27 protein-coding genes are annotated in these 24,592 nt (G+C 50.8%); 13 read left to right on the forward strand and 14 right to left on the reverse strand.

Annotated features, from left to right (window positions below; translation table 11 throughout):
* Positions 1-8 precede the first annotated feature (8 nt).
* Positions 9-821: a hypothetical protein gene (locus ACRQU7_RS06015; RefSeq protein WP_444644498.1), complete on the forward strand. Its 813-nt coding sequence runs from the start codon at positions 9-11 to the stop codon at positions 819-821.
* Between the two features lie 183 nt (positions 822-1,004).
* Positions 1,005-1,886, forward strand: coding sequence for a DegV family protein (locus ACRQU7_RS06020; protein ID WP_444644500.1), 882 nt, complete (start codon positions 1,005-1,007; stop codon positions 1,884-1,886).
* A 182-nt stretch (positions 1,887-2,068) separates the two neighbouring features.
* Here ACRQU7_RS06020 and ACRQU7_RS06025 read toward each other — a convergent pair whose 3' ends face one another.
* Both ACRQU7_RS06025 and ACRQU7_RS06030 read right to left on the reverse strand, forming a co-directional pair.
* Complete coding sequence (locus ACRQU7_RS06025) at positions 2,069-2,311, reverse strand: helix-turn-helix domain-containing protein (protein WP_444644502.1); 243 nt, start codon at positions 2,309-2,311, stop codon at positions 2,069-2,071.
* 214 nt (positions 2,312-2,525) lie between these two features.
* On the reverse strand, positions 2,526-3,284 hold the full coding sequence (locus tag ACRQU7_RS06030) for a MurR/RpiR family transcriptional regulator (protein ID WP_444644504.1): 759 nt from the start codon (positions 3,282-3,284) through the stop codon (positions 2,526-2,528).
* A 245-nt stretch (positions 3,285-3,529) separates the two neighbouring features.
* Between ACRQU7_RS06030 and ACRQU7_RS06035 the strand changes: the two genes are divergently transcribed.
* The 8 genes from ACRQU7_RS06035 (at position 3,530) to ACRQU7_RS06070 (ending at position 9,489) form a co-directional block, all read left to right on the forward strand.
* Positions 3,530-4,882, forward strand: a complete 1,353-nt coding sequence (locus tag ACRQU7_RS06035; protein ID WP_444644506.1) for a PTS sugar transporter subunit IIC — start codon at positions 3,530-3,532, stop codon at positions 4,880-4,882.
* Positions 4,875-5,819 (forward strand): GNAT family N-acetyltransferase, encoded by a 945-nt coding sequence (locus tag ACRQU7_RS06040; RefSeq protein ID WP_444644508.1) that lies wholly within the window; start codon positions 4,875-4,877, stop codon positions 5,817-5,819. Before ACRQU7_RS06035 ends, ACRQU7_RS06040 begins: the two co-directional genes overlap by 8 nt.
* Before the next feature lie 17 nt (positions 5,820-5,836).
* The gene (locus tag ACRQU7_RS06045) at positions 5,837-6,511 is read left to right on the forward strand and encodes a PIG-L deacetylase family protein (protein ID WP_444644510.1); all 675 of its coding nucleotides are present in this window, start codon (positions 5,837-5,839) and stop codon (positions 6,509-6,511) included.
* Positions 6,512-6,541: 30 nt separating this feature from the next.
* Positions 6,542-6,844, forward strand: a complete 303-nt coding sequence (locus ACRQU7_RS06050; RefSeq protein ID WP_038323282.1) for a PTS sugar transporter subunit IIB — start codon at positions 6,542-6,544, stop codon at positions 6,842-6,844.
* A 4-nt stretch (positions 6,845-6,848) separates the two neighbouring features.
* The gene (locus ACRQU7_RS06055; protein ID WP_038323203.1) at positions 6,849-7,196 is read left to right on the forward strand and encodes a PTS lactose/cellobiose transporter subunit IIA; all 348 of its coding nucleotides are present in this window, start codon (positions 6,849-6,851) and stop codon (positions 7,194-7,196) included.
* Positions 7,196-8,101: an N-acetylmuramic acid 6-phosphate etherase gene (murQ, locus tag ACRQU7_RS06060; protein WP_444644513.1), complete on the forward strand. Its 906-nt coding sequence runs from the start codon at positions 7,196-7,198 to the stop codon at positions 8,099-8,101. Before ACRQU7_RS06055 ends, murQ begins: the two co-directional genes overlap by 1 nt.
* Positions 8,098-9,162, forward strand: coding sequence for a MupG family TIM beta-alpha barrel fold protein (locus ACRQU7_RS06065; RefSeq protein ID WP_444644515.1), 1,065 nt, complete (start codon positions 8,098-8,100; stop codon positions 9,160-9,162). Before murQ ends, ACRQU7_RS06065 begins: the two co-directional genes overlap by 4 nt.
* A 69-nt stretch (positions 9,163-9,231) precedes the next feature.
* Entirely contained in the window at positions 9,232-9,489 is a 258-nt protein-coding gene (locus tag ACRQU7_RS06070; protein WP_038323206.1) for an HPr family phosphocarrier protein, read from the forward strand.
* Positions 9,490-9,751: 262 nt separating this feature from the next.
* Here the strand turns inward: ACRQU7_RS06070 and ACRQU7_RS06075 are convergent, their stop codons facing one another.
* The 8 genes from ACRQU7_RS06075 to ACRQU7_RS06110 all read right to left on the reverse strand — a co-directional run bounded on the left by ACRQU7_RS06075 (position 9,752) and on the right by ACRQU7_RS06110 (position 16,211).
* Positions 9,752-10,570 carry a hypothetical protein gene (locus ACRQU7_RS06075; RefSeq protein ID WP_444644517.1) on the reverse strand — a complete coding sequence of 273 codons (819 nt, stop codon included), beginning with the start codon at positions 10,568-10,570 and terminating at the stop codon, positions 9,752-9,754.
* A gap of 98 nt (positions 10,571-10,668) precedes the next feature.
* On the reverse strand, positions 10,669-11,316 hold the full coding sequence (locus tag ACRQU7_RS06080; RefSeq protein ID WP_444644519.1) for a TasA family protein: 648 nt from the start codon (positions 11,314-11,316) through the stop codon (positions 10,669-10,671).
* A 119-nt stretch (positions 11,317-11,435) separates the two neighbouring features.
* Positions 11,436-12,563, reverse strand: a complete 1,128-nt coding sequence (locus ACRQU7_RS06085) for a TasA family protein (RefSeq protein WP_444644521.1) — start codon at positions 12,561-12,563, stop codon at positions 11,436-11,438.
* Between the two features lie 56 nt (positions 12,564-12,619).
* Positions 12,620-13,258 (reverse strand): SipW-dependent-type signal peptide-containing protein, encoded by a 639-nt coding sequence (locus tag ACRQU7_RS06090; protein ID WP_444644523.1) that lies wholly within the window; start codon positions 13,256-13,258, stop codon positions 12,620-12,622.
* Complete coding sequence (locus ACRQU7_RS06095) at positions 13,255-13,914, reverse strand: signal peptidase I (protein ID WP_444644525.1); 660 nt, start codon at positions 13,912-13,914, stop codon at positions 13,255-13,257. The genes ACRQU7_RS06090 and ACRQU7_RS06095 overlap by 4 nt, the downstream gene beginning before the upstream one ends.
* 27 nt (positions 13,915-13,941) lie before the next feature.
* Positions 13,942-14,448, reverse strand: a complete 507-nt coding sequence (locus tag ACRQU7_RS06100; protein ID WP_444644527.1) for a hypothetical protein — start codon at positions 14,446-14,448, stop codon at positions 13,942-13,944.
* Positions 14,449-14,479: 31 nt separating this feature from the next.
* The gene (locus ACRQU7_RS06105) at positions 14,480-14,758 is read right to left on the reverse strand and encodes a hypothetical protein (RefSeq protein WP_444644529.1); all 279 of its coding nucleotides are present in this window, start codon (positions 14,756-14,758) and stop codon (positions 14,480-14,482) included.
* 214 nt (positions 14,759-14,972) lie between these two features.
* Complete coding sequence (locus ACRQU7_RS06110; RefSeq protein ID WP_444644531.1) at positions 14,973-16,211, reverse strand: BTAD domain-containing putative transcriptional regulator; 1,239 nt, start codon at positions 16,209-16,211, stop codon at positions 14,973-14,975.
* A gap of 354 nt (positions 16,212-16,565) precedes the next feature.
* On the opposite strand from ACRQU7_RS06110, the gene ACRQU7_RS06115 reads away from it, so the two are divergent.
* Positions 16,566-17,294, forward strand: coding sequence for a LytR/AlgR family response regulator transcription factor (locus ACRQU7_RS06115; protein ID WP_444644533.1), 729 nt, complete (start codon positions 16,566-16,568; stop codon positions 17,292-17,294).
* Between the two features lie 83 nt (positions 17,295-17,377).
* On the opposite strand, the gene ACRQU7_RS06120 is transcribed toward ACRQU7_RS06115, so the two are convergent.
* The 3 genes from ACRQU7_RS06120 to ACRQU7_RS06130 form a co-directional block, all read right to left on the reverse strand.
* Positions 17,378-18,241: a patatin-like phospholipase family protein gene (locus tag ACRQU7_RS06120; RefSeq protein WP_444644535.1), complete on the reverse strand. Its 864-nt coding sequence runs from the start codon at positions 18,239-18,241 to the stop codon at positions 17,378-17,380.
* A 587-nt stretch (positions 18,242-18,828) separates the two neighbouring features.
* Positions 18,829-19,017, reverse strand: coding sequence for a hypothetical protein (locus ACRQU7_RS06125; protein ID WP_444644537.1), 189 nt, complete (start codon positions 19,015-19,017; stop codon positions 18,829-18,831).
* Between the two features lie 27 nt (positions 19,018-19,044).
* Positions 19,045-19,239, reverse strand: a complete 195-nt coding sequence (locus tag ACRQU7_RS06130) for a hypothetical protein (protein ID WP_038323224.1) — start codon at positions 19,237-19,239, stop codon at positions 19,045-19,047.
* Positions 19,240-19,447: 208 nt separating this feature from the next.
* Between ACRQU7_RS06130 and ACRQU7_RS06135 the strand changes: the two genes are divergently transcribed.
* On the forward strand, positions 19,448-20,782 hold the full coding sequence (locus ACRQU7_RS06135) for a DEAD/DEAH box helicase (RefSeq protein ID WP_444644539.1): 1,335 nt from the start codon (positions 19,448-19,450) through the stop codon (positions 20,780-20,782).
* A gap of 78 nt (positions 20,783-20,860) precedes the next feature.
* Here the strand turns inward: ACRQU7_RS06135 and ACRQU7_RS06140 are convergent, their stop codons facing one another.
* Complete coding sequence (locus ACRQU7_RS06140; protein WP_038323226.1) at positions 20,861-21,184, reverse strand: helix-turn-helix domain-containing protein; 324 nt, start codon at positions 21,182-21,184, stop codon at positions 20,861-20,863.
* A gap of 237 nt (positions 21,185-21,421) precedes the next feature.
* On the opposite strand from ACRQU7_RS06140, the gene ACRQU7_RS06145 reads away from it, so the two are divergent.
* On the forward strand, positions 21,422-24,547 hold the full coding sequence (locus tag ACRQU7_RS06145) for an Ig-like domain-containing protein (protein ID WP_444644542.1): 3,126 nt from the start codon (positions 21,422-21,424) through the stop codon (positions 24,545-24,547).
* Positions 24,548-24,592: the final 45 nt, after the last annotated feature.

Here is a 24,592-nt window from a genome sequence, read left to right on the forward strand (position 1 = left end):
GGAGAAAAATGGATATTAACGGTCAGGCAATTAGGCATAAGACATTCGGCTGCGGTGTCGTCACGGCTTTAACTGCCAACACAATAACGGTCTGCTTCTCTGAAGGCGAAAAAAAATTTATCTATCCGGATGCATTCAGAGAGTATTTGGTCTTGAAAGATAAGAATATCCAGCGGCATATCACAGCACAAATTGCTAAAAAAGATGCTGAATTAAATCGGCAGCGTCAGGCGGAGCAGGCAGAACAGGAGCGCAGGCAAAAATTGCTCAATTTCTCCATAACAGCCAACTCACACGCCGCTTTTGACATTATACCGGAACATGCGGAACAGACCTGTAAGACCTGTATGGTTTCGACGGGACGATACCTAAGTGGGTATTCAAAAGGACAGCCGCGAATCGCAGAGAGGCTGAAGCCGAATTCGGTGTGCCTGCTGACTGAACGCCAGAGCAGGCAGCCGGAGCAGGAACGGCGAATGATAGGTGCGTTCATGGTCAGAGAGGATTTCTTTGGCAAGGATGTACATGACGGGCTGATCGAAGGACACCACAAGTACCAAATGCGCGTCCCGCCTGAGAATGTCCTGCTGTTTTGGAATTATTTCGATCAGAATGCAACGCCGCGTTGGGGAAACACGGCATTTAAGTATTGTTCCGGCACGGTAATGAATCACATACTGTCCGAAATGACACAGCTGCTTGAAAACACGGAGCAGAAGGAATCGGCACTTGCGTTTTACCAGTATTTTTGTAAAATAAATCGTCTGCGCCCTCTTATGGAAATCAGCATGATAGAAGATGCGTCAGAAGCGAAACAGTGACGGCCTGCCGGTGTGCTTTTTATTTTTTATACAGAAAAATCCAGTATAAACTTGAAAAGCATAAAAGCAAAGAATATAATTGGAATTATTAATAACGGGACCCTTCCCATTACAGAATACAAAAAGTAAGTAAGCAGGACGAGTTTATGGGTTTTACAAACTAATTTATAAGGGTGCAGATGAATGAATGAATTGATATGTCAGGTTACAGACTCTTCAGGGGGACTAGCGCGGGATTTCATTGAGCAAAATCAGATTAGAGAAGTACCCTTTTATTTGAAGTTTGAAGACACCGATTACCGCAGGGAAAACCTTGATTATAGCTTGGCTGATTTCTATCGGCATATGGACGAATACCCGGACGATCTTCCCAAAACTTCGGCCCCCAATATGAACGATTGGCTGGCAGTATTTGAAGAAGAACATGCCAAGGGGTTTACAAACTATGTTGTCACAACAATCTCTTCTAAGTTGTCCTCCAGCTTTCAGGACGCTATTATGGCAAAAAACTTTTTTATAGAAAAAAACAGAGACGTCCAAATCGAAGTAATTGATTCCAATACTTGCGCCTGTGGACAAGCTGCGTTAGAAATTGCAATTGCTAAAATGATTAAAAGCGGTCGCAGTTTCCAGGAAATGATTGACCTGATTCATAAGATCGTCGAGAAAACAAATACGCTTTTTGTAGTGAACACTTTAAAATATATGCAATCAGGCGGAAGAATCGGCGGAGCCGCCGTTTTTGTCGGTAAACTCGTCCAGATCAAACCGGTGTGTGAATTCATCAGCGGCGTGGTGCACCCGGTGAAGGTCGTAATAGGAAGAAAGCATTCTTTGAAAACCATGGTAGACGTCGCGGTTTCACGAATTACCAATATCAATAAAATGATTATTACTTTTCAAAATGCAGAATTTCAGGAAGATATTGATTATGCCGTTCATTATTTCAGAAAAATAACAAATTTTTCGGGTCCCATCTATCACAGTGTACTTGGGGCCGTTGTGGGGGCGCATTCCGGCCCCGGTGCGGCAGGAATCGGGTTTATTGAAGATCCGCTTACTTAGACGGAAAAAAACAGTCCAGCCAGAAGGCTGGACTGTTTTTTTGCGGATGGCGGAAGAGAATCCCGGCAGGTATGGAGAAAGAAAAGGCAGTCTGCGGCAGCAGAAGAGACGATTTCTCCTAAAAGATGCTGTGACTTTCCCAAAGGGTAAAGTCGCCTGCGGCCGAATTTGTGTGATTAATATCATTTGCTAACCAATTCATCCGTAGTGATGCCAAAGAAATTTGCAAAAGCTTTTAGCTCAATATCCGTGACAAAACGCTGACCGCTTTCAATTTGCTGGATTGCATTTTTGTTTAAATCCAAACCTCTCAATTGCATTCGGTCCGCTAAAGCACGCTGAGATAAATTTTTTTCTTTGCGTAGTTCTGTAATTTTGCCGCCGCACAAATTGAATGTTCCGTCTGTATTTTTATTTTTAAACATAACGCTTCTCCTAACGCTTTGACATTCAGCGCTTGTCATTGAGAAAAGCATATGCTAAAACAAGCAGAAATATGACCTTTAATGAAGGTCAATTGTTGAAAAGGAGAATTAAGATGCCTGCTCCGTTATCAGGGCCGCATCTGATAAAAAAACAGCCCGGCCTTTTGACCGGGCTGCTCTTGTTTTGAAGGCACTGTAAAAGGCGCGTTCCCCTTTATAGATGCTCGGCAAGCTTGTTGATAATCAGGTCGATGCAAATGTACAAGATGGCCTGAGAGTCCAGAAACAGTTTGTTTTTATCCGTTTCCAGAGAAGGAATAATCAAAAGGCTGTCATACCGGTTGGCATATTTTGCTTTGCTGTTCTGCGTTATCATAGCGGTTTTTGCCTTTCGGAGGAACGAAGCTCCCGCCGCCTCGATAACGCAATCCGTCATACCGGAAACAGAGATAAAGATATTCAGATCCCGCGCGCCGGAAAAGCTGGCTTTTTCATTAAAAACTCCCGGCAGCGTGATCGTTTCCGCGTCAATCCCAAGGGAGGCAAGGCGGAAGGCAAAATAGCTGGCCGAAAGCCCGCTTTCATGAACGCCGTATATTTTGATTTTATCGGCATGAACGATCAGGCTGCAGAGTTCCTTAATTTTTCCGTCTGAAATATGGGATGGGATATGACTGATACAGGAAAGATAAATATTGACGATATCGTTGCTGCCGTTGACGGCGTTCGGGTCCTTGAAGGAACCGGAGAGCAGATGCTTCGACACCTCGTATTTAAATTCCGAAAAACCGGTATAGCCCAGCTTCTGGCAAAAGCGAAGCAGGGCCGATTTTGAAACGTCGGCTTTATTAGCAATTTCAATAATGGGATAGGAAGCAATCACATCCAGATGCTCCAGGACGTATTGCGAGATTTTCTGATCGGAACGCGTAAACTGCGGTTCGCAGAGCTTGATTTGTTCAATTGGATTCATTTTCATTCTCCTCTTTTTCGTATTATATCATAAAACATGCACAAAAGGAAAAAGTTTTGAGAGAATTCGGTCGTTAATATGCCAGATTTGGGAAACCTCGCAGAATTTTAAGAAATTTCCCAAAACTTTTGGTAAATGTATTGATTTTGCCTTTCGGTTCCGCTATACTATGGTTAGAAAACCGGCCGGTTTTTCTCGTGAGGTACATACATGAAAAAAACAAACGCTTAAGGAGGAGATCAGTTATGGGGGAACAGACAAAAAAAAGCGGGCTTCTCGACCGTGTGACAAATCTTATTGAAGAAAAGGTGGCGCCGCCGCTGCTGAGACTTTCACAGGTCCGGTATCTGGAGGCTCTTCAGCGTACGTTCGTCACGCTGATGCCGTATATGATTCTGGGAGCGACGGCGACCTTGATTCTGAATCTGAGCGGCTTATTCGGAAAAGACGGCGGCTTGAACCTTCCCGGTGTCGCAAACGCGATCAGCGCGGTTGTGGAACCCTGCCGGCCGTGGCTGCTGCAGGTGGTTTTTGTGACCATCAATCTGCTCGCTCTGATTACAGCAGTGCTGAACGGATATTTCCTCGGAGATTATTATCACAAGAAGGACGGAAATGTCAGCCCGATCGCGGCGGCGGTCGTATCCTTTGTGGCGTTCCTGTGCTTTATCAACTTTACCAAGCTCAGTGAAAATTTTGACTGGCCTGCCTATATCCTCGGCTCTCCCAGCCTTTTCGGCGGCATCCTGATCAGCATTCTTGCCATAGAGGTATATCGTTTCCTGATCGGCAAAAAAATCACCATCAAGATGCCGGAAGCCGTTCCGCCGATGATTGCGGCGGCCTTCACCAGCATGATTCCGGTGTCCGTGGTCGTTGTTATTTGCGCCATCCTCGGTCAGGGCTTTGCAGGCTTTGATTTTCTGGCTCTGCTCAACAAGCTCTGCGCTTACCTTGTGGTTGGCGGCAGCGGACCGGTTGCGCAGTTTGCAGGCTTCTTCCTCGACCGTATCCTGTGGTTTGTCGGTCTGCACGGTTCCAACATCGTCTCTTCCGTCATGCAGCCGATCTGGACGACCATGATTACGGACAACATCAATGCTTTTGCGGCGCATCAGGCAATTCCGTATATGTTTACGGAACAGTGGATCAATTTCTACGTGCGCTGCTCCGTTTTCCCGCTTGCGCTGCTCTGCACCATGAGCAAGGCCGAGCGCTTCAAGGTCCTGGGCAAGCTTTCCCTGCCCGGCACGATTTTCAACATTGCCGAGCCGGTAATGTACGGCCTTCCGGTCGTGCTCAATCCGCTGATGTTCGTGCCGTGGGTATTGGGCTTCAGCGTGCTGTTTATCCTTAACGCCATTCTGGGCGTTCTGGGAATCACACCGCCCATGGTGTCCATGGTTGTATGGACAATGCCTGCTCCGCTTGCGTCCTTTATCGGCAGCGGCTTTAAGCTGCAGTCCATGGTGATTACCCTTGTCAATATGGTCATTATTTTCTTTATGTTCCTGCCGTTCTTCAAAGTCATGGAAAAACAGGAACTCGCGGCGGAAAAAGAATACAAAAAACAAAAGGAAGATAGTAAGAATGTCTGAAATAGAAATACACCCTTATCGGCAGGAATACATTGATGAGATTGTTTCCGGCTGGAACGCTTCCCTGTTCTATGATACGATTACCCGGGAGCGTTTTATTCAGGAGGTTCTTCTTGACGAGAACTTCGACCCCGAACTGGCTTTGGTTGCCGTCGTTGACGGACATGTGGCCGGCTTCAGCCTGGGGATCAGAAGAAAATATCCCTATCTGACGCGGGGGCTGGAGGAGCGGCGGGGCTGGATCAGCAGCCTCTTTGTCCTTCCGGAATACCGGCGCCGGGGAATCGGGCAAAGGCTTCTGGAAGAGGAGGAAGCCAGGCTGAAAGCCGCGGGAACACAGGAAATCACCCTGTGCGCATACAGCCCCAATTATTTTGCTCCCGGTGTTGACCTGCAATATCCCGGCGGCGTGCCCTTCTTCGATCAAAACGGGTACGCGCGGGGGACGGACGCCGTCAGTATGCAGCGGGACCTCTTTACTTATACTCTCCCCGAAAAAACGGCAAAGCATATCGAAGAGCTGGCGGAAAAGGGGATTACCTTTCATTCCTTTTCCATGCCGTATATGGAAAAACTTCTGAATTTTGTAGACCGGGAATTCGACGCCGGCTGGGTCCGCAACATTCTGCTGGCCCTGCGCAATCGGGAGGCTGAGGATACGATTCTGCTTGTGACAGACCGGGAAGACAATGTCATCGGCTACTGTATGCGTAAGATTGACGGGCATGACGCGCGGTTCGGCCCGATCGGTGTGGCGGAAGCCCTGCGGTCGGAGGGGCTCGGCGGCGTTCTGATCGACCTTCAGATGATGGAAATGAGAAAACGCGGTATCTATTATCTTTATTTTCTCTGGACCCACGGGGCCGCCATGCGCTTTTATGAGCGCCACGGCCTGAAGGTATACCGTACCTATCAGCTGTACCGCAAAAAAATTTAATTCGGAGATGATGGAATATGGGAGATTATAAGCGGGTAATCTGTATCGGGGCGCATCCCCTGGACGCGGAGATCATGGGGGGACCGATGCTGATACGCTACGCGGCGCGCCATGCGCACTGCACGCTGGTCCATGTGACAAAGGGAAGGCTGACCGACCCGAAGGCAACGGAGGAACAGAAGCAGGAATACGATCTCGCGCTTCACCGCGAGATCGCCGCGGCCGCGGCCGCACTGGACTGCGACTGTTATGCGATGGACTATCTTTCCGGCGAGCTGCCGGAGACGGGAAAGTTTATTTCCCTCCTTGCGGACTATCTGCGGGAGCAGAAAGCGGACTGTGTGATCACTCATGCCCGCGGTACCCTGCATCCCAGGCATTATTACACGTACGAGGCCGTGACGGAGGCCGTGCGCCTGCTGCGGCGGGAAGGGCAGAAGATTCAGCTGTTCCATGGCGAAAACTGCGAAGACCTGGCGGGCTTTACCCCGACGGTCTATCTTTCCATGACACGGGAGGAACTGGATCAATGGTTTACAGGACTCAGACAATATCGTATCTTTAACGGTGAGGTCAACGATATGCCGTATTTTGAATACTATCATTCCATGGCCATGATCCGGTCAGTGGAGGTCGGGGAACACGGCTTTGCCAAGGCGTATATGCACGGCGCGCTGACCGATAGCGAATAATTTATCTATTTTCGGAAACGAGGGATGACGATGAAAAAGATTGTTTTACTGTGTGTGGCGGGTATGTCTACCAGCCTGCTGGTTTCCAGAATGCAGAATGCCGCGAAGGAAACCGATTTTCCCTGCGAGATTCAGGCTTACGGCGTAGCGGAGGCCCCGAATGTGATCCCCGGTGCGGATGTTGTTTTACTGGGGCCTCAGGTGCGTTATATGCTGTCAAAATTAAAAAAAGAATATCCGGACAAAAAAATCGAAGCCGTTGATATGCGGATCTACGGAATGGTGGACGGCAAACAGGCCCTTATGCAAGCCAGAAAAATTATGGAGTGTTGAAAATATGCAGGAAATGGATATAGAATCTGTCCTTTTTGAGATCATAACGGAAGTGGGAAGCGCCCGGAGCTTATATATTGAGGCGATACAGGCGGCGCGCGAAAAGGATATTGATAAGGCAAAGGAGCTGATCCGCGAGGGACAGGGCGCCTTTAACAAGGGGCACCATATTCACGCGGACCTGATTCGGGAAGTGTCCGGGGAAGATCATGTTCCCGTTTTTCAGAAGGACGAACGGATCATGCTTTTGGCGCACGCGGAAGACCAATTGATGAGCGCGGAGGCTTTTGGCATTCTGGCGGAAGAATTTCTGGCGCTGTATCAGGCCATGAATGACAAAGGAGTTTTATGATGACGGATCTTTCCCACTTTACTACCGAAGCAAGAAACCCGGAAACGATGAATCTGGACTGCATGTCCGCCATGGAAATTGTCTCCGTGATGAACCGCGAGGATGAAAAGGTGGTTGCGGGCGTGCGTGCCGTTCTGCCGCAGATCGCAAAGACGGTCGAGTATACCGTGGCCAGCCTGCAGTCCGGCGGAAGAATCATTTACATCGGCGCGGGAACCTCCGGAAGGCTTGGCGTTCTGGACGCTTCCGAGTGTCCGCCGACGTTCGGCGTTTCCGCGGACACTGTCGTTGGACTGATTGCCGGCGGGAAGGGCGCTCTGATTGAGGCCGTTGAAGGCGCGGAAGACAGCTGTACATTGGGCAGGGAGGACCTGGAGCGGATCGGGCTGAAGCCGTGCGACACCGTGATCGGGCTGGCCGCCAGCGGCCGTACTCCCTATGTACTGTACGGCCTGCGCTACGCGAGACAGCTGGGGTGCCGTACAGCGGCAATCGCCTGCAACCGGGACTCCGACATCGGAAAAGAGGCGGATGTAGCCATAGAGCCGAATGTCGGTCCGGAAGTTCTGACTGGGTCGACACGGCTCAAGTCGGGCACGGCGCAGAAGATGGTTCTGAACATGATTTCCACCGCCAGTATGGTGAAAATCGGGCACGCGTATGAGAATCTCATGGTAAATATGCAGGCCAGCAATGAAAAGCTGAACGTACGCGCACAGAACATGGTGATGGCGGCGACCGCATGCGACAGGGAAAACGCCGAAACCGCGCTGCACGAAGCGGGCGGCAGGGTCAAAACCGCGATCGTAATGCTGCTGCTGAACGTTTCCGCGGAGAGGGGAGAGCAGGTGCTGGACCGTGCGCACGGCAGGGTCCGCGAAGCACTTGCCGGAAAATTGCAATGAATACGGGAGTTTGTTTCTATTGCGGCACTGCGGAGGAAAAAAACGCAGAGATTATTGCACGCGCGGCGGATGCGGGAATCCGATGCGCGTTTACCTCCCTGCAGATTCCGGAAGAAAGCCGGAACGGCCTTCGGTCCTCCGCGCAAAATCTGCTTTCCGCCTGTAAAAAATACGGGATGGACCTGGTGATGGATGTGGGGCCGGACACGGCGGAGCGTCTCGGCTGCCGTTCCCTGTACGACCTTCAGAACTGGGGCGTCACCCAGATCCGTTTGGACGACGGCTATTCCCCGCAGCAGGCGGCGGAGCTTTCCCATACCTTTCAGATTGTGCTCAACGCTTCTACGGTTTCTTTTGCGGAGATCACCGGCTGGCAGAAAGCGGGAGCGGATTTGACCCGCTTTACCGCCTGCCACAATTATTACCCAAAGCCCTGGACGGGGCTGTCGCTGGCGGAGGTCGCGCAGGTTAACCGGCAACTCAAAACATACGGGTTCCAGACGATGGCTTTCGTTCCGGGCGACGGAATGCTGCGTGGGCCGCTGTACGAGGGACTGCCGACTGTTGAGGCGCACCGCCGCCGTGCGGATATTGTCCGGAACGCGCTGGAGCTTTTTGTTGACGCGGCGTGCGATACGGTGCTGGTTGGGGACGTGAGCCTTTCGGAAAGCTCCTGGGCCGCCTGGGCGGATCTCAGCCGGGGGTTTGTCAGCCTGCCGGCGGAACTGGACCGCCGCTATCATTATCTTGCGGAAACGATTCATCACGACAGGCGGGATTCCAGCGAATGTGTTTTCCGGTCGGTAGAGTCACGCAGAATTCCTGTTCCGGACCGCTCGCTGCTGGAGCCTGCAAAAGAGACCGCGTACGGAGCGGGAGATATTCTGCTGTCCAACACCGGTTTTCTGCGTTACGAGGGAGAGCTGGAAATTGCGCGCGTTTCGCTGCCGTCCGATCCCAGAATCAATGTGATCGGGCGTCTGAAAGAGGAAGCGCTGCCGTATCTGCCTTATCTCAGAAACGGTATGGGAATCCGATTTGTCGTCGACCCGGAAGGATAGCGGAATTATTTCAGGAAAGACCGCCGGAAAAAATGTCTGTTCCTGCGGCCGTAAGGAAAGGAATCAACCATGAAAAGTATTACTTATGTCATTCGTGACGAGATCGGCGTACACGCCAGACCGGCCGGCATGTTGGTCAAGCAGGCAAAAAGCTTTCAGTCCGCCTGTATGATCCACGCGGGAGGAAAAAGCGCGGACCTGACCAGACTGTTCCAGGTGATCGGAATGGGAATCGAGCAGGGGACGGAAGTCAAGGTTACGGCGGAAGGGCCGGACGAAGACGCGGCAATCGCCGCGCTGGGGAAAGTGTTGAAAGAAAATTTATAAGACAATCCTCTTTCAGGCTGTCGATAAAGTCGCACAACCGCAAAATTGCGGGTTTTATAAAATCGATTTTGTGAAAAACTCCCAGCCACTGTAACAGGGAGCGGACTGCAGAATGAAAAAACAGGAACTGTACCGTTTTAACGGGCAGTTCCTGTTCTATAGTAAATCGATTTTTATTTGCAAAATAAGATGTATCCCTTCCCAGCCGAAGGCGGGAGAAGGGATACAAACACATTTGCATAATCATCTGGAAATGCTGTCATTAAGAGTGTTTGTGATGGTCGGATGGGACATTTTGGCTTTGCCACCGTTTTCTCAGGGAAAGGATTGCGCAGATTGCGATCATCCCCGCCACCGCCCCAACAATGGCTACCGGTCTGACGGATCGTTCTCCGGTAGCGGGGCTGGCTTTTGGAACGGTTTCCTGTGCCACGGTGACCGTTTCTTCAGAGGTTGCTCCGGCCGTTGGGACACTTTCCGCGCCGATGATCTCCGTAGGCGTAGTGACGTTGGCCGCCGCTCCTCCACCGCCGCCTCCACCACCTCCGCCTCCACCGCTGCTTGCGGTTGTATAGGTGGTGGTGAAGACCCATTTTACCTGCATGGAAGCGCCCTGATACTGGTTTCCGATTCCCTGACCGGGCAGGTCGACGTTAAAATCCAGCGTCTTGCTTGCACCCGGACTCATTTCGCCCACCAGAACGGAATCGTCGTCTGCCGTACGGAAAAGCTTTCCCTGTGTCAGGTAAGTGCCGCCGTCTTTGACGGTCAGCGTCATTCCGTCCGCCAAAGAACCGCCGTTCGGCGCGGATTCCGCTTCGATCAGCATTTTCATGTATACCGTCAGCGTATACCGGCCGGTGTTTTTCAATTGCAGGCGGGAGGACTTTGTGTCGCCGGGGTTCAGGTTGCCGACGTCGGCCGCGGGGTCCGGGGCGGTAATGCTCAGACCGCTGCTCTGGCCGTCGTTCTGGTACCCCGTGGCAAGACTCTGCGCCTGCGCGTGAACCGTCCCGGGGACAAGGAGGGCGGCAACCAGAAGCGCCGTGAAGAATTTTATTGTTTTTGAAGCTTTCAGCATGGTCGGTTTCCCTCCTTTTCCCATACCTTGCCGGTACGATTTTTTAAAGTGACGTTCGTTGGAGTTTGCTTAGTTCTCAATCCGTTAACGTTAAATGGTTACGCAACCGGTGTGGTTGAGGAGGTTGCCGCGGGGACGGGAGTCGTTGTCCAGGCCGCGCCGTTGGTTGCCTGAATGACTTCGACGGAAGAGGAGCCCATATTTAAGGTCATACCCTGATAGTCGTTTGTCGTAAGGTCACCGTCGAATTGGCCGGTAAACGCGAAGGAAATGGTTCTTTGCTCTGGAGTGCCGGTGGGGAATTCGGTGCCGTCATCCTGCGTTCCGGGGATAACGCCCTGCGGGTAGTTACCGATCGTTCCGGTATAATAGAGATAGCCGTCGTTGTGCTTTTCCCAATTTTCGGGGAGTGTAACTTTTACATTATCGGTGGACAGGCCGGTCGGCTCTTCGCCGTTCAGCCAAGAGATTTCCGGAATCTTGATTCTGAGCTTTACCGGTTTTGTTCCCTCGTTGACGATGGTCAGGCTTCCGTTGAACTCGTCGCCGGGATTGATGTTTTGCTGGGCGAATCCTCTAATGGTAAGGTCGCCGGAAGTGTTGCTGAGCCTTACCGTACCCGCCTGAAACGTTGCGCCCTCGACTACCTTAGAATCCGTAAACCACGCCATGGTGGAGCCGCCGACCAACGCCACGGTCAGCCCGACTGCGAGAACACTCGTTAAAACTTTTGTCTTGAAATTCATTTTTCTTTCCTCCATACATATAAATTATTTTTATTAACATTACCGTATTATCCGCAGAAATCTGTTTCCGCGTCTGCGCCTGATTTTTTCGGTGAGGCAACAGACGTTATGAAATGTATTTAATCTTCAGAGGTACCGTTGTACGTATCAAAGCTGTCCCAGCTCCAGCCGTCGCTGTGAGAGTGCTGAATCGCCTGGAAGGTGGGGGTAATGACATACTTTGCGTTTTGATACTCGTTTCCGGCATCTCCGCTGAGTTGAACGGTCAAATCGAGTACGGCGATCGTATCGGTTGCGTTTGGAGATTCGCCGCCGTTGACACCTTTCAGTCCACCTTTGCTGTTGCTGGAACAATAGTAAAAATCGCCGTCTTTTGTCCAGCCTTTTGGTTCATTGATGGAAATTATATCAGGATCGGCGAGATCATCATTTTCCTTCCACTCGCCGCCTTGCAGTGTCTCCCAGTGGCCTTCCAGTTTTACCCGCACATCAATGTCCTTGGTTCCCGAATTGGTAACGTAGAACGCAAGCTTGTTGATGTCGCCCGGGTTCCAGTTGGTTTCGTCTAGGATGCTTCTTCCGGCAATATAGTCAATGTCAAATCCGTCTTCGCTACTGTTCGCTGTCTTTCCGTCAGACAATATTTTGGGCGTAGTGTCTACAATTTTAATATACAGGGCGTCCGGAATAGGGCTGGGAACCAGATTCGGGCGTTGGTCGCCGCCGGATACCTGGTTGGTCACGGTTCCCGCGTAGGTCCATTCATGATTGTCGGCGCTTACATAAACCTTGGCTGTTTCCACATATTTGGGATCTGGTTTTGTTCCCCAGGTATTCTCAATTACGAGAACGTCCCCCTTACCAAGCGGCTCGGAGAAGCCGGCGGTAAGCACCCCGGTGGTCGACTGGTCCCCGTAACCCAGAGAAAACATCTCTTTGTCGGAGACAAGCACCTTTTTCGGATCCCTGCGGTCAGCGCCGATTGTGCCGCCATTGATCTTTTTTCCCTGTTTTGCTGTGATGCTGTCTGGGTCAAGCTCGATCGTTTTGTAGTACACCTTGCCCGAACTGCCGGTATCCTCCACTACGGACTGGCCCGCCTGGATTTCCACTGTGCCCGCGGTAAATTTGGAGGCTGCTACTTCCTTTTTGTCGGTAAACCAAGCCATGGTCCCGCCGCCCACCAGGGCGACGGCCGTTACGACCCCGACGATTCCCGTCAGAAGTTTCATTCTTGATTTTGTCATTCAATAATCCACCCCTCTAGTATTTTGTCTAACTTTGTGGAATTTGTTTTTCCTCATTATTCATCTGAGGCTTCGTCTGTGTCCATCCTGGAGTAGACCGCGTGCTCCGTCGTCTGAGTGGCCGTGACGTCCAGATTCAGTCTCAGTTTATAATTTTGCGGCAGAAGTCCGCCGCCCGTTACCTGAAATTTCAGTTTGAAAACGGCTTTGTCGTTGGGTTCCAAAATAAGATTAACCGGTTTCTTGCCCGTGGTTACGTAAGAGTAAACCGATTTTTCAAGCGACCATCCGTCGACCGATTCGGGATCTATTTTTGGCGGCGGGCCCGGAATGGGGATAGGGAAATAAGGTTTTTCTTTGTCCCACTCCTGGGAAAGCTTCGCCTGCAGAGTGACCGGCGTGCTGCCCGTGTTCCGAATGGTCCAGGTGGCGTAATACTCGTTGTCCCCGCCCCAACAGTCGGGCAGGCACTCCGTCTGATAATCGGACAGTCCGGCGTCCATAGCGTCTTTGTAGCAGCCGCCTTTTTTTGTGCTGCCGGATTCTGTCTTGACAATTTTAATCGCCGCGTTGCCGGTGGTGATTTCAGCCTGGGGAGCCTGTGTGTCGGTGAAGTAGGAGGAGGTGGCCCCGCCCAACAGTCCGACCGTCAGAATGACAAGGAGAACGCTGATAAAAACAGATTTTCTGATCATCGTTCCTCCTTTCCAACGGTTTGCGCGAGAATTTCCTGCGAGTTGATTTCTTCCTTTGCCTGCTTTTTAGAATTCAAATAAGTTTGATATAAACTGCGGCACTCGAAGAAAAGCAGCAGCGCTCCGGGAACGATAATCAGCAGCAGTAACCCGTTTCCGGTCTGGGCGAAATTCATGAAATAACCCAGATAGGGGAGGGTGAAACTGACTTTGCCAATCAGGTTTTCTCCCGGTATGGGGTCGGGGTCGTTGGCGTGGTTTGCGTCGCCTTTGGTCAGAAATTCCAAGCCGTTTGACTTTTGGTTGATTCCAACTACCCTGTGCGTTGTCATTTGATCGCTTCCTGCGAAACCCTTGAAGGTAATAATATCGCCCTTTTTGATCTCTGCGGCATCCACCGGTTTGACAAAGGCAACACTGCCGGTGTCAAACTGAGGGGACATACTGCCGCTGAGCACAACCAGCATATAATGACCCGCAATCTTCGGCGCGCCGCCGGTCATTTTGCTGCGCACCATGAAAAACAGCATAAAAGCGATCAGGACCATCAGTAAGGCAAAAAATACATTTCCGACTGTTTTGAGTATTTTCCGTACTATTTTACGGGGGTCCTTTTGGGGCTCCGATATTTCGATCGATACTGTTTCCGTCTCCATAATTACCTCCCGGGCATATGCCTGTTTTTAAGATTCTGTTCCGTTCTGAACGGAATCCCCGGTTTCCTGAGTGCTGCCGGGGACGTGTGAGTTTGTATTCTCCGCATCCGGTTTTTCCGCATCCCCGTCCTGCGGCGGGGTGCTCTGTGTTTCGGAAGACTCTGTTTTGGACTGCGGAGCCGTACTTTCCACGGCACTCTCCGCTGTGCTTGCGGCTGAGCTTTGGGCAGCAGCACTTTCGGTTTTGCTTTCCGGTGCGCCGGATTCGGTAATCACCGAAGTTCCTCCCTTAAGCTGAGCGTCCGGTACGGCCGCATCATTGGCGAATAATCCTCCTACGGTCATTTCGAAATCAATCGATGAGCTTGCCGTGGCGGTGAAATAGGCGCCTGTGTGCATCCGGGGGACTGTATAAAACAGGAAGCCCGCGCAGACGAGAACCAGCAAAAGGGCTTTTCCTATTCTGCCGGCAACCGTATTATCCGGCTTCTGTGTTTTTTGCCGATTGCTCCATGAATGTCCTGCTCTGCGCATTCGCGCTTCCTCCTCTCACTGTTTTGTCATTTCACCCGATAATCTTCTTGCTGGGATAGTCCTCTTCCCGGCTCTCGCCCCAGGAATCCCATGATCTTAACTGCGCCAGCTCCCCGCGGCTTTGACAGATGCCGGTTTCAAGCAGATGAAAAAGCTCCAGGCTGCTCCGAAACGGAACATATTTATCTTCCTCCAGCCAGCGGATATAGCCCTGTATGCTGTAATGGTCGGAACGCACCACCTTGATTAAAAAAGTGGGGGAAGTGTCGGAAGCCGTTCGCACCACACTCTTCCCTGAATAAGCTTTCATGATATTGTCCTCCGTATTCTCTCTGCTTTTGTGATTTGTCCCCATTATAGCAGGCGCCAATTTCATTATGGGGTTATATGGATTTCATTTTCCGCACACAGGAATTTATTTCCAATTATCTTTCAGGCACAGTTCGATTACAGCAATAAAAAAACACCCTGTAAAAGGATAAAATCCTCACAGGGTGTTCCTCTTTGTCGAATAAAACTGTATTTTATCGGTTGATTTGCTCCAGATAATGAGACGGTACATCGCTGAACGGTGTGAATTCCATCATGACTGTCAGGAAGCCTTTGCCGACCTGTTTTTCAAACCGCTTCTGGATTCTCGAGCCGACCAGAATCAGCCCTTCCTGCTTTGTGTCCGTCAGCAGCAGGATCATCTGGTACTGGTTCCACTGGGTAAAGACGTCTCCCCTGCGCAGGGAGTCTTCCAGAATGCGCTTCAGTCCTTTGCAGGCCATTTCCATCCGGGCGGGGAAAAGATCGTTTCCCGCGCCGGAAATAGTCGCAAGGCCAAGAAAGGTATTTCTGCTCCCGCGCATCCGGCGGCGTTCTTCAAGGTTATAGATAATACGGAAATACTCCAGATCGCAGTACAGCGCGCCGTCCGGATCGTCGCACTGGGAGAAATTCCTGCTCAGGTCCGACAGATCGGCCCGGTGGACGTTTTGTTCCCCCGCGGTGATTCGCCGGTAGATGCTCTTCATGGCTGAGGAAGGTTTTACGGCGAGCTCCCGGGACATCCGCTCGGTAATATAATTGTAGTGACTCAGCGCCACGCTGTATTGGTTCAGGGCCAGAAGGGCCTCCAGAAAGCAAAGATGCAAAGATTCTTCCAGCGGTTCATGGCAGACGGCCTGCTCGAAATACTCCACGATTTCGGAGTGACGGCCCTGTCCTTTCAGAAGGGTAAAAAGCCGGAGCAGAGACTGTACATAAAGCCGGGAATAATGGGTGTGAAGGGGAAAGGTCCATTCACAGTTGGAAATTTCCGCCAGATAAGCACCCTGATACAGCCGGACTGCCCGCTCATAGTGGCCGATCGCCAGATTTGGGTCACTGTGCTGCTTTGCGTCGGCCTCGCGGATTTCCTTCTCAAAAAGGTCCGTATCTACCGTACAGTCCTTTCCAAGGGTGAAAATGTAAAAGCCGCCGTCACAGATGAGTTTGAATGGCGAAGCGTCATTTCCGCTTTTTCCGAGCAGTTCTTCCTCCTGCAGCATCTGGCGCAGACGGAAAATCTGAGTCCGAAGAGTGTTTTTGGAATCGACAAGATCCGCGTCGTCCCATAGATTCTCCACGATACTGTCGGGAGAAAGGCGCTTTCCTCTGTTGGCCATAAAATATTTCAGCAGTTCCAGACTTTTGTGGGACCGCCTGCTCCCGGTAAAAAGAGACCTGCCGTCCTTCTGCAAGTCCCAGCCTCCCAAAGTAAATACTTCCACCGACATTTGATTTCCTCCATCCTTTGGCCACCTGCCCGATTGCATCCCTGCATCAGTGTCCGTTTTGAGGGCTGGAACCGGTCGAACCAGCCGAGGATATTAAAACAACAATATTCCAAAGAACAGTTTTTCTGACAGTATAATTCCTTAACTTAATTTAAATCAATCATAATGGAAAATTTTTGAAATAACAAATATTTTGCGCGAATGGTTGATTAAAAAGCGTAAATGGTAGATTTTTACAAAATATTTTCGGCTATTTTTCCTATAGACGTCAATCTGACACGGTGATATGCTAAGAAAGAAAAAATTGTATTTTGCCGGAAAGAAATCCGGCTGTGCGAATCAGGGGGAAAGAGGATGGTTTACCATATTGCCGTCTGTGAAAACGACCCGGACTGCGCCGTGCAGCTGCAGAAAATGATGGAAGAAATCCTGGCCGGCCGGCGTACGGCCTTTTCCTGTGACAGATACACTGCCTGTGAACAGCTGGAGGCGGCGGTCATGAGCCCCGGGACGCAGTATCACATCCTTTTTCTGGATACCGTGCTGGATGGAAAGGACGGCGTGGCGTTTGCCGGAAAATTGCGGGATTCCGGTCTGCGTTCCCCGATCGTTTTTATCTCCTCCGACGAAAAGTCCGCTCTGGCCGCCTATGCCGTTGCGCCCGTTCATTATTTGCTCAGGCCCGTGCGGAAGCAGGGGCTGCATACGGCGCTCTGCCGGGCGTTCCGGCAGTATGAAGACGGCTCCGTCTGTATCATAGAGACCACCGGAAGGGAGATCACCGTACTGGCGGCTTGCGATATCTTTTACCTTGAGGTATTTAACAAAATGATTCTGGTGCATTGCAGAGACGGCGGCACTCTGACCGCCGCCGGGCCGCTGACCGATTTTTTTAGACGTCTTCCGGCAGGTCGTTTCTATGCCTGCCACCGCTGCTATGTCGTCAATTTTTCCTGCGTGAGACGTTTGCGCAGAAATGAATTCGTGCTCGAGGACGGCAGCGTGATTCCGGTTGCGCGCCGAAGATATCAGGATGCGCTGTGCGCGTGGAAAAACTATCTGGAAGAAGAAAAGATGATTTAAAAGAAGAGTTAGGAGTATAAGAAACGGTGCTCTCTTTTCGGAGAACACCGTTTCTTTTGCATAGGACAGTCTTTGTCCGGGGACTATTTGAATATTGCCTTGATTGCGCCCATACTCATCTGTGCCGCTTCGTATCCCGCGTCCATGCACTGCTCCATCTGCTCAAACGTCAGCAGTCCGGATTCCTTTGGCAGCTGCGGTTTCAGCAGCAATTTTTCCCCGTGGGAGCTCAGCTCCTTTAAGCGGGTGCTCATAATGGACAGGGAATGCGTTGTAATGTCAATAATATTCATTCTGGCGGGTACCTCGTACTCTTTGGTGACGTCAACGGCCAAAACGTTGGATTCGCCCGCCGCGGTCAGAAGATCCACCGGAAGGGTGTTGGTTACACCTCCGTCGACCAGGCACAGATCGCCGATCAGCTTCGGCCGGAAAACGGCGGGCACCGCCATGCTTGCGCGGATCGCCTGGCAGATGGGGATATCCGTTTTCCACGTTACCCCCTCCACGGCGGCGACATTCCGCAGGGAGCTTGTGTAAACAATGGTTTCACCCGAATTGATATCCACCGCCGGAATAATGGTTTTGATATCGGCATCCATAATATTTTTGTTATCCGTCTGCGCACAAAGAAACTTTTCCAGACGGTTTCCCTTGAACAGTCCGGTAATGTCGATCTTATGGCGGAATAAAAGCTGCGGCACCGCCTTTAAAAGGTTTACAAAATCCGCATCACACAGGGACATCCCTGTTTTGGACAGACCCATCACCATTTGTTTCAGTGCCGGCGCATTCGTCCCTGTGGCGTAAAGCCCGGCCACGATAGCCCCGGCGCTGGTTCCGGCAATGGAGGAGGGACGCATCCCGGCTTCTTCCAGCGCAAGCAGGACTCCTACGTGAGCAGCCCCTTTTGTTCCTCCTCCTGAAAGTGCAAGCCCAAATGACATCTTTTTTCACCGACTCTCTAAAAATTCAGACCTTCCTGATAAAAGTATATTAGAGACTCGGCAAAACGGTTCGGGTTTCCGCCGGTTATCAGAGTTGAAAAGAGAGAAAATCAGTCTTTTTTCGCAAATCCCAGAGAGCATAAAACGGTCACGGCCGCACCGCAGGCGGTGATGACAATGCCCAAAATGAAGCCCGCTACAGACACACCTTTTTTCAACGATATCACCTCATCTGCGATTATACTCCAAACGGCGGGAGAAGGGAAGGGCGCAAAAGCAATGGCGCCCGCTGTCACAGCAGGCGCCACACGTTCGCGGTTACTTTAAGGAGGCAGAAATTACGGAATCAGAAACAGCCACGGCAGCGGCGCCAGCGCCATCTGTGCCGACGCCATCGCCAGCAAGAGTTGCAACACATTTTTAACCCTCAGCTCCTTTCGACGGCTCTGTCATATACTATGAAAACAGGAAACAGCTTGTCAATATGAAGTTAGGGAATGCCCGGCTATGAAAATACCGGAGGTATCCGATGAATTTCGGAAGGCCTCCGGTATGGGCTGTTTTTATCGTCTGCCTGTGTGATTTTCTCAGAACCGGGGCGTGCCGCCCACTTTACCCGGCTCGGCTTCCCGAATCAGATTTTCGGCGATTTTGCGTAAATCCGCTTCCGAACGCAAGTCGGGGCTGGTCTGCTTGATGCTTTCCTGCACAAATTTCGGCAGCGAGAGAAAATACTGATTGTTTTCCAGATTTTTCGCAAATTCATTATCAGACATAATTTACCTCCGCAAGTTATCGGTGTTTTACAGCGTTTGAACGAATTCCCTGATGCTTTCCAGTTCCCCCGTCAGCGGTACGCCGATCACCTTTGACAGGGCCTGGTTCAGCTCTTCGTACTGATCGCCGGTGGTAATAATCCGCTCGGACTGGTGTTCCTTCAGCAATGCAATCCGGCGGTCGAGTTCGTTGATTACCGCCTTTTTGATGTCTTTGCTCATGAAAGCACTTCCCTTCGCGGTTAGTATGTGTTTTCGGGGCGGAGAGTATGCGCTCCGTCCGGCATCGGACCGCATGAAGGGAATGCATTCCGGGGATCATTAGACTATTGGACAAAATTGTGCTATAATTTTAAAAAATTGAAAATATAGAACATGGTTGAAAACAAAAAGCGCCAGGTTATCTATAAATAATAAATTAGGAGTAAATATGGATTTTAAAGACCTTAACCTCAGTCGCAGAATTTTAGATGCACTTGAGAAAGAAAACTATGCCGTACCGACGCCCATTCAGGAGCAGGCAATTCCGCTTGTGCTCGCCGGCAGGGACCTTCTTGGGTGCGCACAGACCGGCACCGGCAAAACAGCGGCTTTTGCGGTGCCGATTTTACAGCTTTTAAGCGGCCGCCCGACAGACCCAAAAGAGCCGAGGAAAATTCGTTCCCTGGTTCTGACTCCCACAAGGGAGCTCGCCCTTCAGATTTATGAAAGCTTTCATTCCTACGGCCGCTACACGCGCCTGCATACCTGTGTGGTGTTCGGCGGCGTATCCCAGAAAATGCAGGTGGAAAAGCTCCGCCGCGGAGTGGACATTCTGGTTGCGACTCCCGGCAGGCTGAACGACCTGATGAATCAGGGGTATATTCAGCTTAAAAATATCGAAATCCTCGTTCTGGATGAAGCCGACCGCATGCTGGATATGGGCTTTATCGCAGACGTAAAAAAAATCATTGCCAAAATCCCGCAGAAGCGGCAGACGCTTCTGTTTTCGGCGACCATGCCCAAAGAGATCGAAGAAATGGTCGACACCCTGTTGGTCGACCCGGCAAAGGTGGAAATTACGCCCCCGGCAACAACGGTCGACAGGATCGATCAGTCCCTGTATTTTGTGGACAAGGATAATAAACGGAAGCTGCTGGTCTCCCTTCTGGACGATTCGTCCATCCGTTCCGCGCTGGTATTTACCCGGACGAAGCACGGCGCAGACAGGGTGGTAAGAGAGCTGGAAAAGGCCAACATCAACGCGCAGGCCATTCACGGGAACAAATCGCAGAATGCCCGCCAGACGGCGCTGAACAGCTTTAAAAACGGCAGCATCCGCGTGCTTGTGGCCACGGATATCGCCGCGAGGGGGATCGATATCGAGGAATTATCCTGCGTGTTCAACTACGACCTCCCCGAGGTCCCCGAGACCTATGTGCACCGCATCGGCCGGACCGGCCGGGCGGGATTGAGCGGTACAGCGGTTTCCTTCTGCTGCATCGACGAAAAGCCGGACCTGCGCAATATTCAGAAGCTGATCGGGAAAACCATTCCGGTGGTGCAGGACAATCCTTATCCCATGCTGATCACCACCCCAACTCCGAAGTCGGAGCTCCGCCGCCGCCGTACCATGGCGCCCGGCGCCGAACCGAGAAAAAAGGTCTCCGCCAAAAAAGAGACAGCCGGAAAAAGCGGCTTTGCCGAAAGTTCGAAAGGCAAGCCGCCCGCTAAAAAATATACGGAGAAACCGAAATGGAAGAAAACGTATCCCCGTAAGGGATAATGCTTGTCCGCTTCGGCTTCAACTCCGAAAAACGGCCCGAAATTTCCGGGCCGGAGGCAGGATTTTTCCTGCCTCCTTTTATTTTTTGTGCTTTCGGTAAAAATACAGCATCTCAGCATACTCGTTCACTTGCTGCCGGTCTGCGGGATGCATAGACCGTAACGTATTGGATAACGCACTAAAACAGCCGCTTTCCGTTGGTACGCCCAAAAGATAGTCTGCCGAAACATGATAAAAAATACAAATTTTGGCCAGTGTTTTATAATCCGGGCTGCGTTTATCCTGCTCATAATTTCCGTAAACAGATGCGGAAATCCCTAGTTTTTGAGCCACATCCGACTGCTTTAGATCCAAATCCGTCCGCAATGCTTTCAATTTTTCTCCAAAAGATGCCTCCTTCAATTTTTACACCATCCTAAATAATATTTGTGATATCAAATAGTATAAAAGTAAATGGGAAACACTCTTATTAGATTATGCGAAATGTTGTTTTTTATACTTGAATACTGCATATTGCAGTATTATAATAAAATTTGTGATTAGAAAAAACCCAAAAAATGGGACGTGCGTACGTCAGGCAGAAAGGAGGGAGATGGCTGTTTCCATAAATACGCAGAAAAAAAGAAAGAAGGAGTAAAAATGAAGATTCAGAAAAGGGCGCTTTCTCTGGTTTTAGCGCTCAGCATGGTCGTCACGGCTTTTTCCGGTACCGCGGCGTTTGCGGAAACTTCCGACGTCTATGTGGGCGGGACGGGGGAAAATCATTTTGACACTTTGTCCGAGGCTCTGGAGAATGTTGCGGACGAGGGAACAGTTTACTTGGACAGCAATATTACCGTAGCGACGACCGTAGACGTCACAAAGCCCGTTACGATTGACGGACAGGGCCACACCATTACGGCGACCGAGGACATTAAGGCAAGTAATCTGAGCGGGAAAAATCATGTTTTAGCTCTTGTAGACACGCAGGACGTTTCGATACTTGACTTGAGAATTAACGGATCTGAGGCCGCCCAAGGAGGTATTATCGCTTACAAAACGCAGGGAATATGCCTTGAAGATGTCTCAGTTTTAAACTGCAAAATTGGTGTGCTTGTTGACAATGAGGCTTCCGTAACGGTCGACGGCAATTTGGAACTGAAAAACAATGAGTGGGGCGGAATTAATGTAGACCCCAAAGACGGCGATCAGGACAAAATTAAGTTAACCGTTGAAAATGACGCCACAATCGACTTCGAGTCGCCGTCGGACAAAGATACACCGCCTATCTGGGTGGATTGCCCGAATAAGCCGGCGACGGGTGACGAAGCTTTAGCGGCTGCGAGAAACTTTGTTGTGCTTCCGGAAAATTGGGCATCCGTCTATGATTCAGAGAAAGGCGACAATGGACAAGTTTGGTTTTCCATTTCTTCCGCGTCGGAGAGCACGGTGTTCCCAGCTGAGGAAGACTGGGAAGGTCCGGCGGGGGACCCCGCGCAGCCGCTGACCGCTAAAACGGAACAATCTTTTGTTTTTCCGTTCAAAACAACGGGTGGTACCAGCCTTTCTGAACTGCAGCTCGATATTTATCTGGGCGACAAGGCAGGCGAAGGGCGCGATGCTGAAGGGAAAGCATACAATGAAGCGGTGCAGCTGAATCTTTTGGCGGATACGTCGGTACCCGCAGATTTTACTAAGGATAGTTTAAATGCGCTGCTCGGACAGATTCCTGAGGACAAGGAAGAAGAGAAAGAAAACACAATCAAGCTTCTGAAAGCCGCGGGCGCTGAGTTTGACGATCAGGGGACCGTTACCTCTGTCGAAGCGCTCGGGGAAAACATTTCTTATGAATATGATGAAGAAAGTGACACAGGAACATGGACGATCAAGCTCGACACCACAAAGCTGGATGAGAACAAGATCGAGTTCCTTACCACGGTATGCGCCGGTGATGAAGCGACGTGGGGCAATAACAATTATGTTTCGTTCCCAGAGAAAACCAAGGCGTATTGCTATACCATTACCGCTGCTACTCCTGTAGAAGAGAAAACCATCACTTCCTTCGACGAGGTTGACCCTATAGAGGTTCCGTATGGCACCGAGAAAGCGAAGCTTAGCCTTCCGGAAACACTGACCGGACACTATCAGGACGGTGATACGGCGAAAGATGTAACAGTTCCCGTCACATGGACATGCGAAACCTACGACGGTAATACCGCAGGGGAGTATACCTTTGTCCCGACAATCGATCTGCCGGAAGGCTATCAGCTGGGCGAAGATGTTACTGCTCCGGAGGTCACGGTGTCCGTTTATCCAGAGGGAATCAAACCGGTAACAGGAATACTGCTGCCTACCCGGAGTCTTTACGTCGGCGCACTGGGCGCTACACGCCAGTGGAAAGCGACGTTTAAGCCTTCCGATGCCACAAACAAAAAAGTGACATGGGAAAGTTCCGACCCCACGGTTGCCACGATTGACCAAAACGGCTTGATGACCTATGTTGCATATGGGCAGACGACAATCACCGTCACCACTGAGGACGGCGGGTACACTGCTTCCTGCGAGGTAACCGTCCAGAGTCAGGAAGATTATGACAAGGAAGTAGAGGACGCTCAAAAATCGGTTGAAGCGCTTCCGAAAGCCTCCGACGCGGATGTTAACGATTCGGATACGGCGGATGCCATCAAAGACGCGGTGTCCAACGTTCAGCATTACGGCGAGGACGTTACGAAAAAACTGGATGCCGCCGCAGTTGAAAACCTGGAGTCCCTGCTTGCGAAGCTGACGGACGGCGTTGTCACAAAGACGGTATCTGTGGACAGTGAAAGCATTAAAGACAGCGGCAAAAAAATAACAGAGCAGCCGTCCGTATCCGGGCTGTTTCTCGCTTCCGGAATTACGGGAGACGAGAGGGAGGAAACCCCGGTCGAATTGGAGATGAAGCAGATTGTTCCCACGGCGGAGAACGCGCTTCTCGCGTTTGAACTGAACCTTTCCGTTGACGGAGAGGAAACGCACGATCTTGCTATCCCGGTGACCGTTACGTTTAAGCTTCCGGATTCTTTCACCTATAATTCTTCCAGAACCTATCAAATCCAGCACATAAATGAGGAAGAAGATATCAATGAGTTGTTGAACCTGACCTTTAACGGCAGATACGCTTCCTTTACGACGTCTTCTTTCTCGACCTTCACTTTAGTTTCAGCTCCCAAAAATTCAGGCTCGGACCCTGATTCGAACCATCATCATTCCAGCTCCGGTTCCACCTCTTCCGCGACTCCATCCACTCCGAGTTTTATCAGCGACACAACGATGGATTTCAGCGTGAACGGTGCCTATCAGTTCAAAATTACCAGCACGAACGGCGCGGCTCCGTCGCTTGTCGCCGGTACGCCGGGAGTCTTTGAAACACAGCTTGTCAGCACATCCGGCAGCGATTATTACTTTCAGCTGACAGCTGTCGGCAAGCCCGGCGAACAGACCGGAATTTATGTCAATGGTGTAAAGCTGCTGGTCGCTACTGTGGGAACCGCGGCTTCCTCCGTGAAGAGCGATACCACAAAGCCGATCAGGGTTTCCCAAGGAAAAACGTATGTTTTCAAACTGACAGCTGATGAAAAACCGGCCTTTGTTTCGGGAAATTCTCAGGTGTTTCAGGTAAAATTTGTAAAGCAATCCGGAAAGGATTATTTCTATCAGGTAACAGCGGTAGGAAAAGCCGGACAGTCGGCGGGATTCTATATCAATTCCGACAAAACGCCTGTTACGGTTGCTACTGTCGCTTAATCTGTTTCCACCGGCCCCGGAAGGGGAAAAAACAGGGACTGCCAC

It is taken from the genome of Caproiciproducens puteiluti, assembly GCF_052442865.1.
Lineage (GTDB): Bacteria > Bacillota > Clostridia > Oscillospirales > Acutalibacteraceae > Caproiciproducens.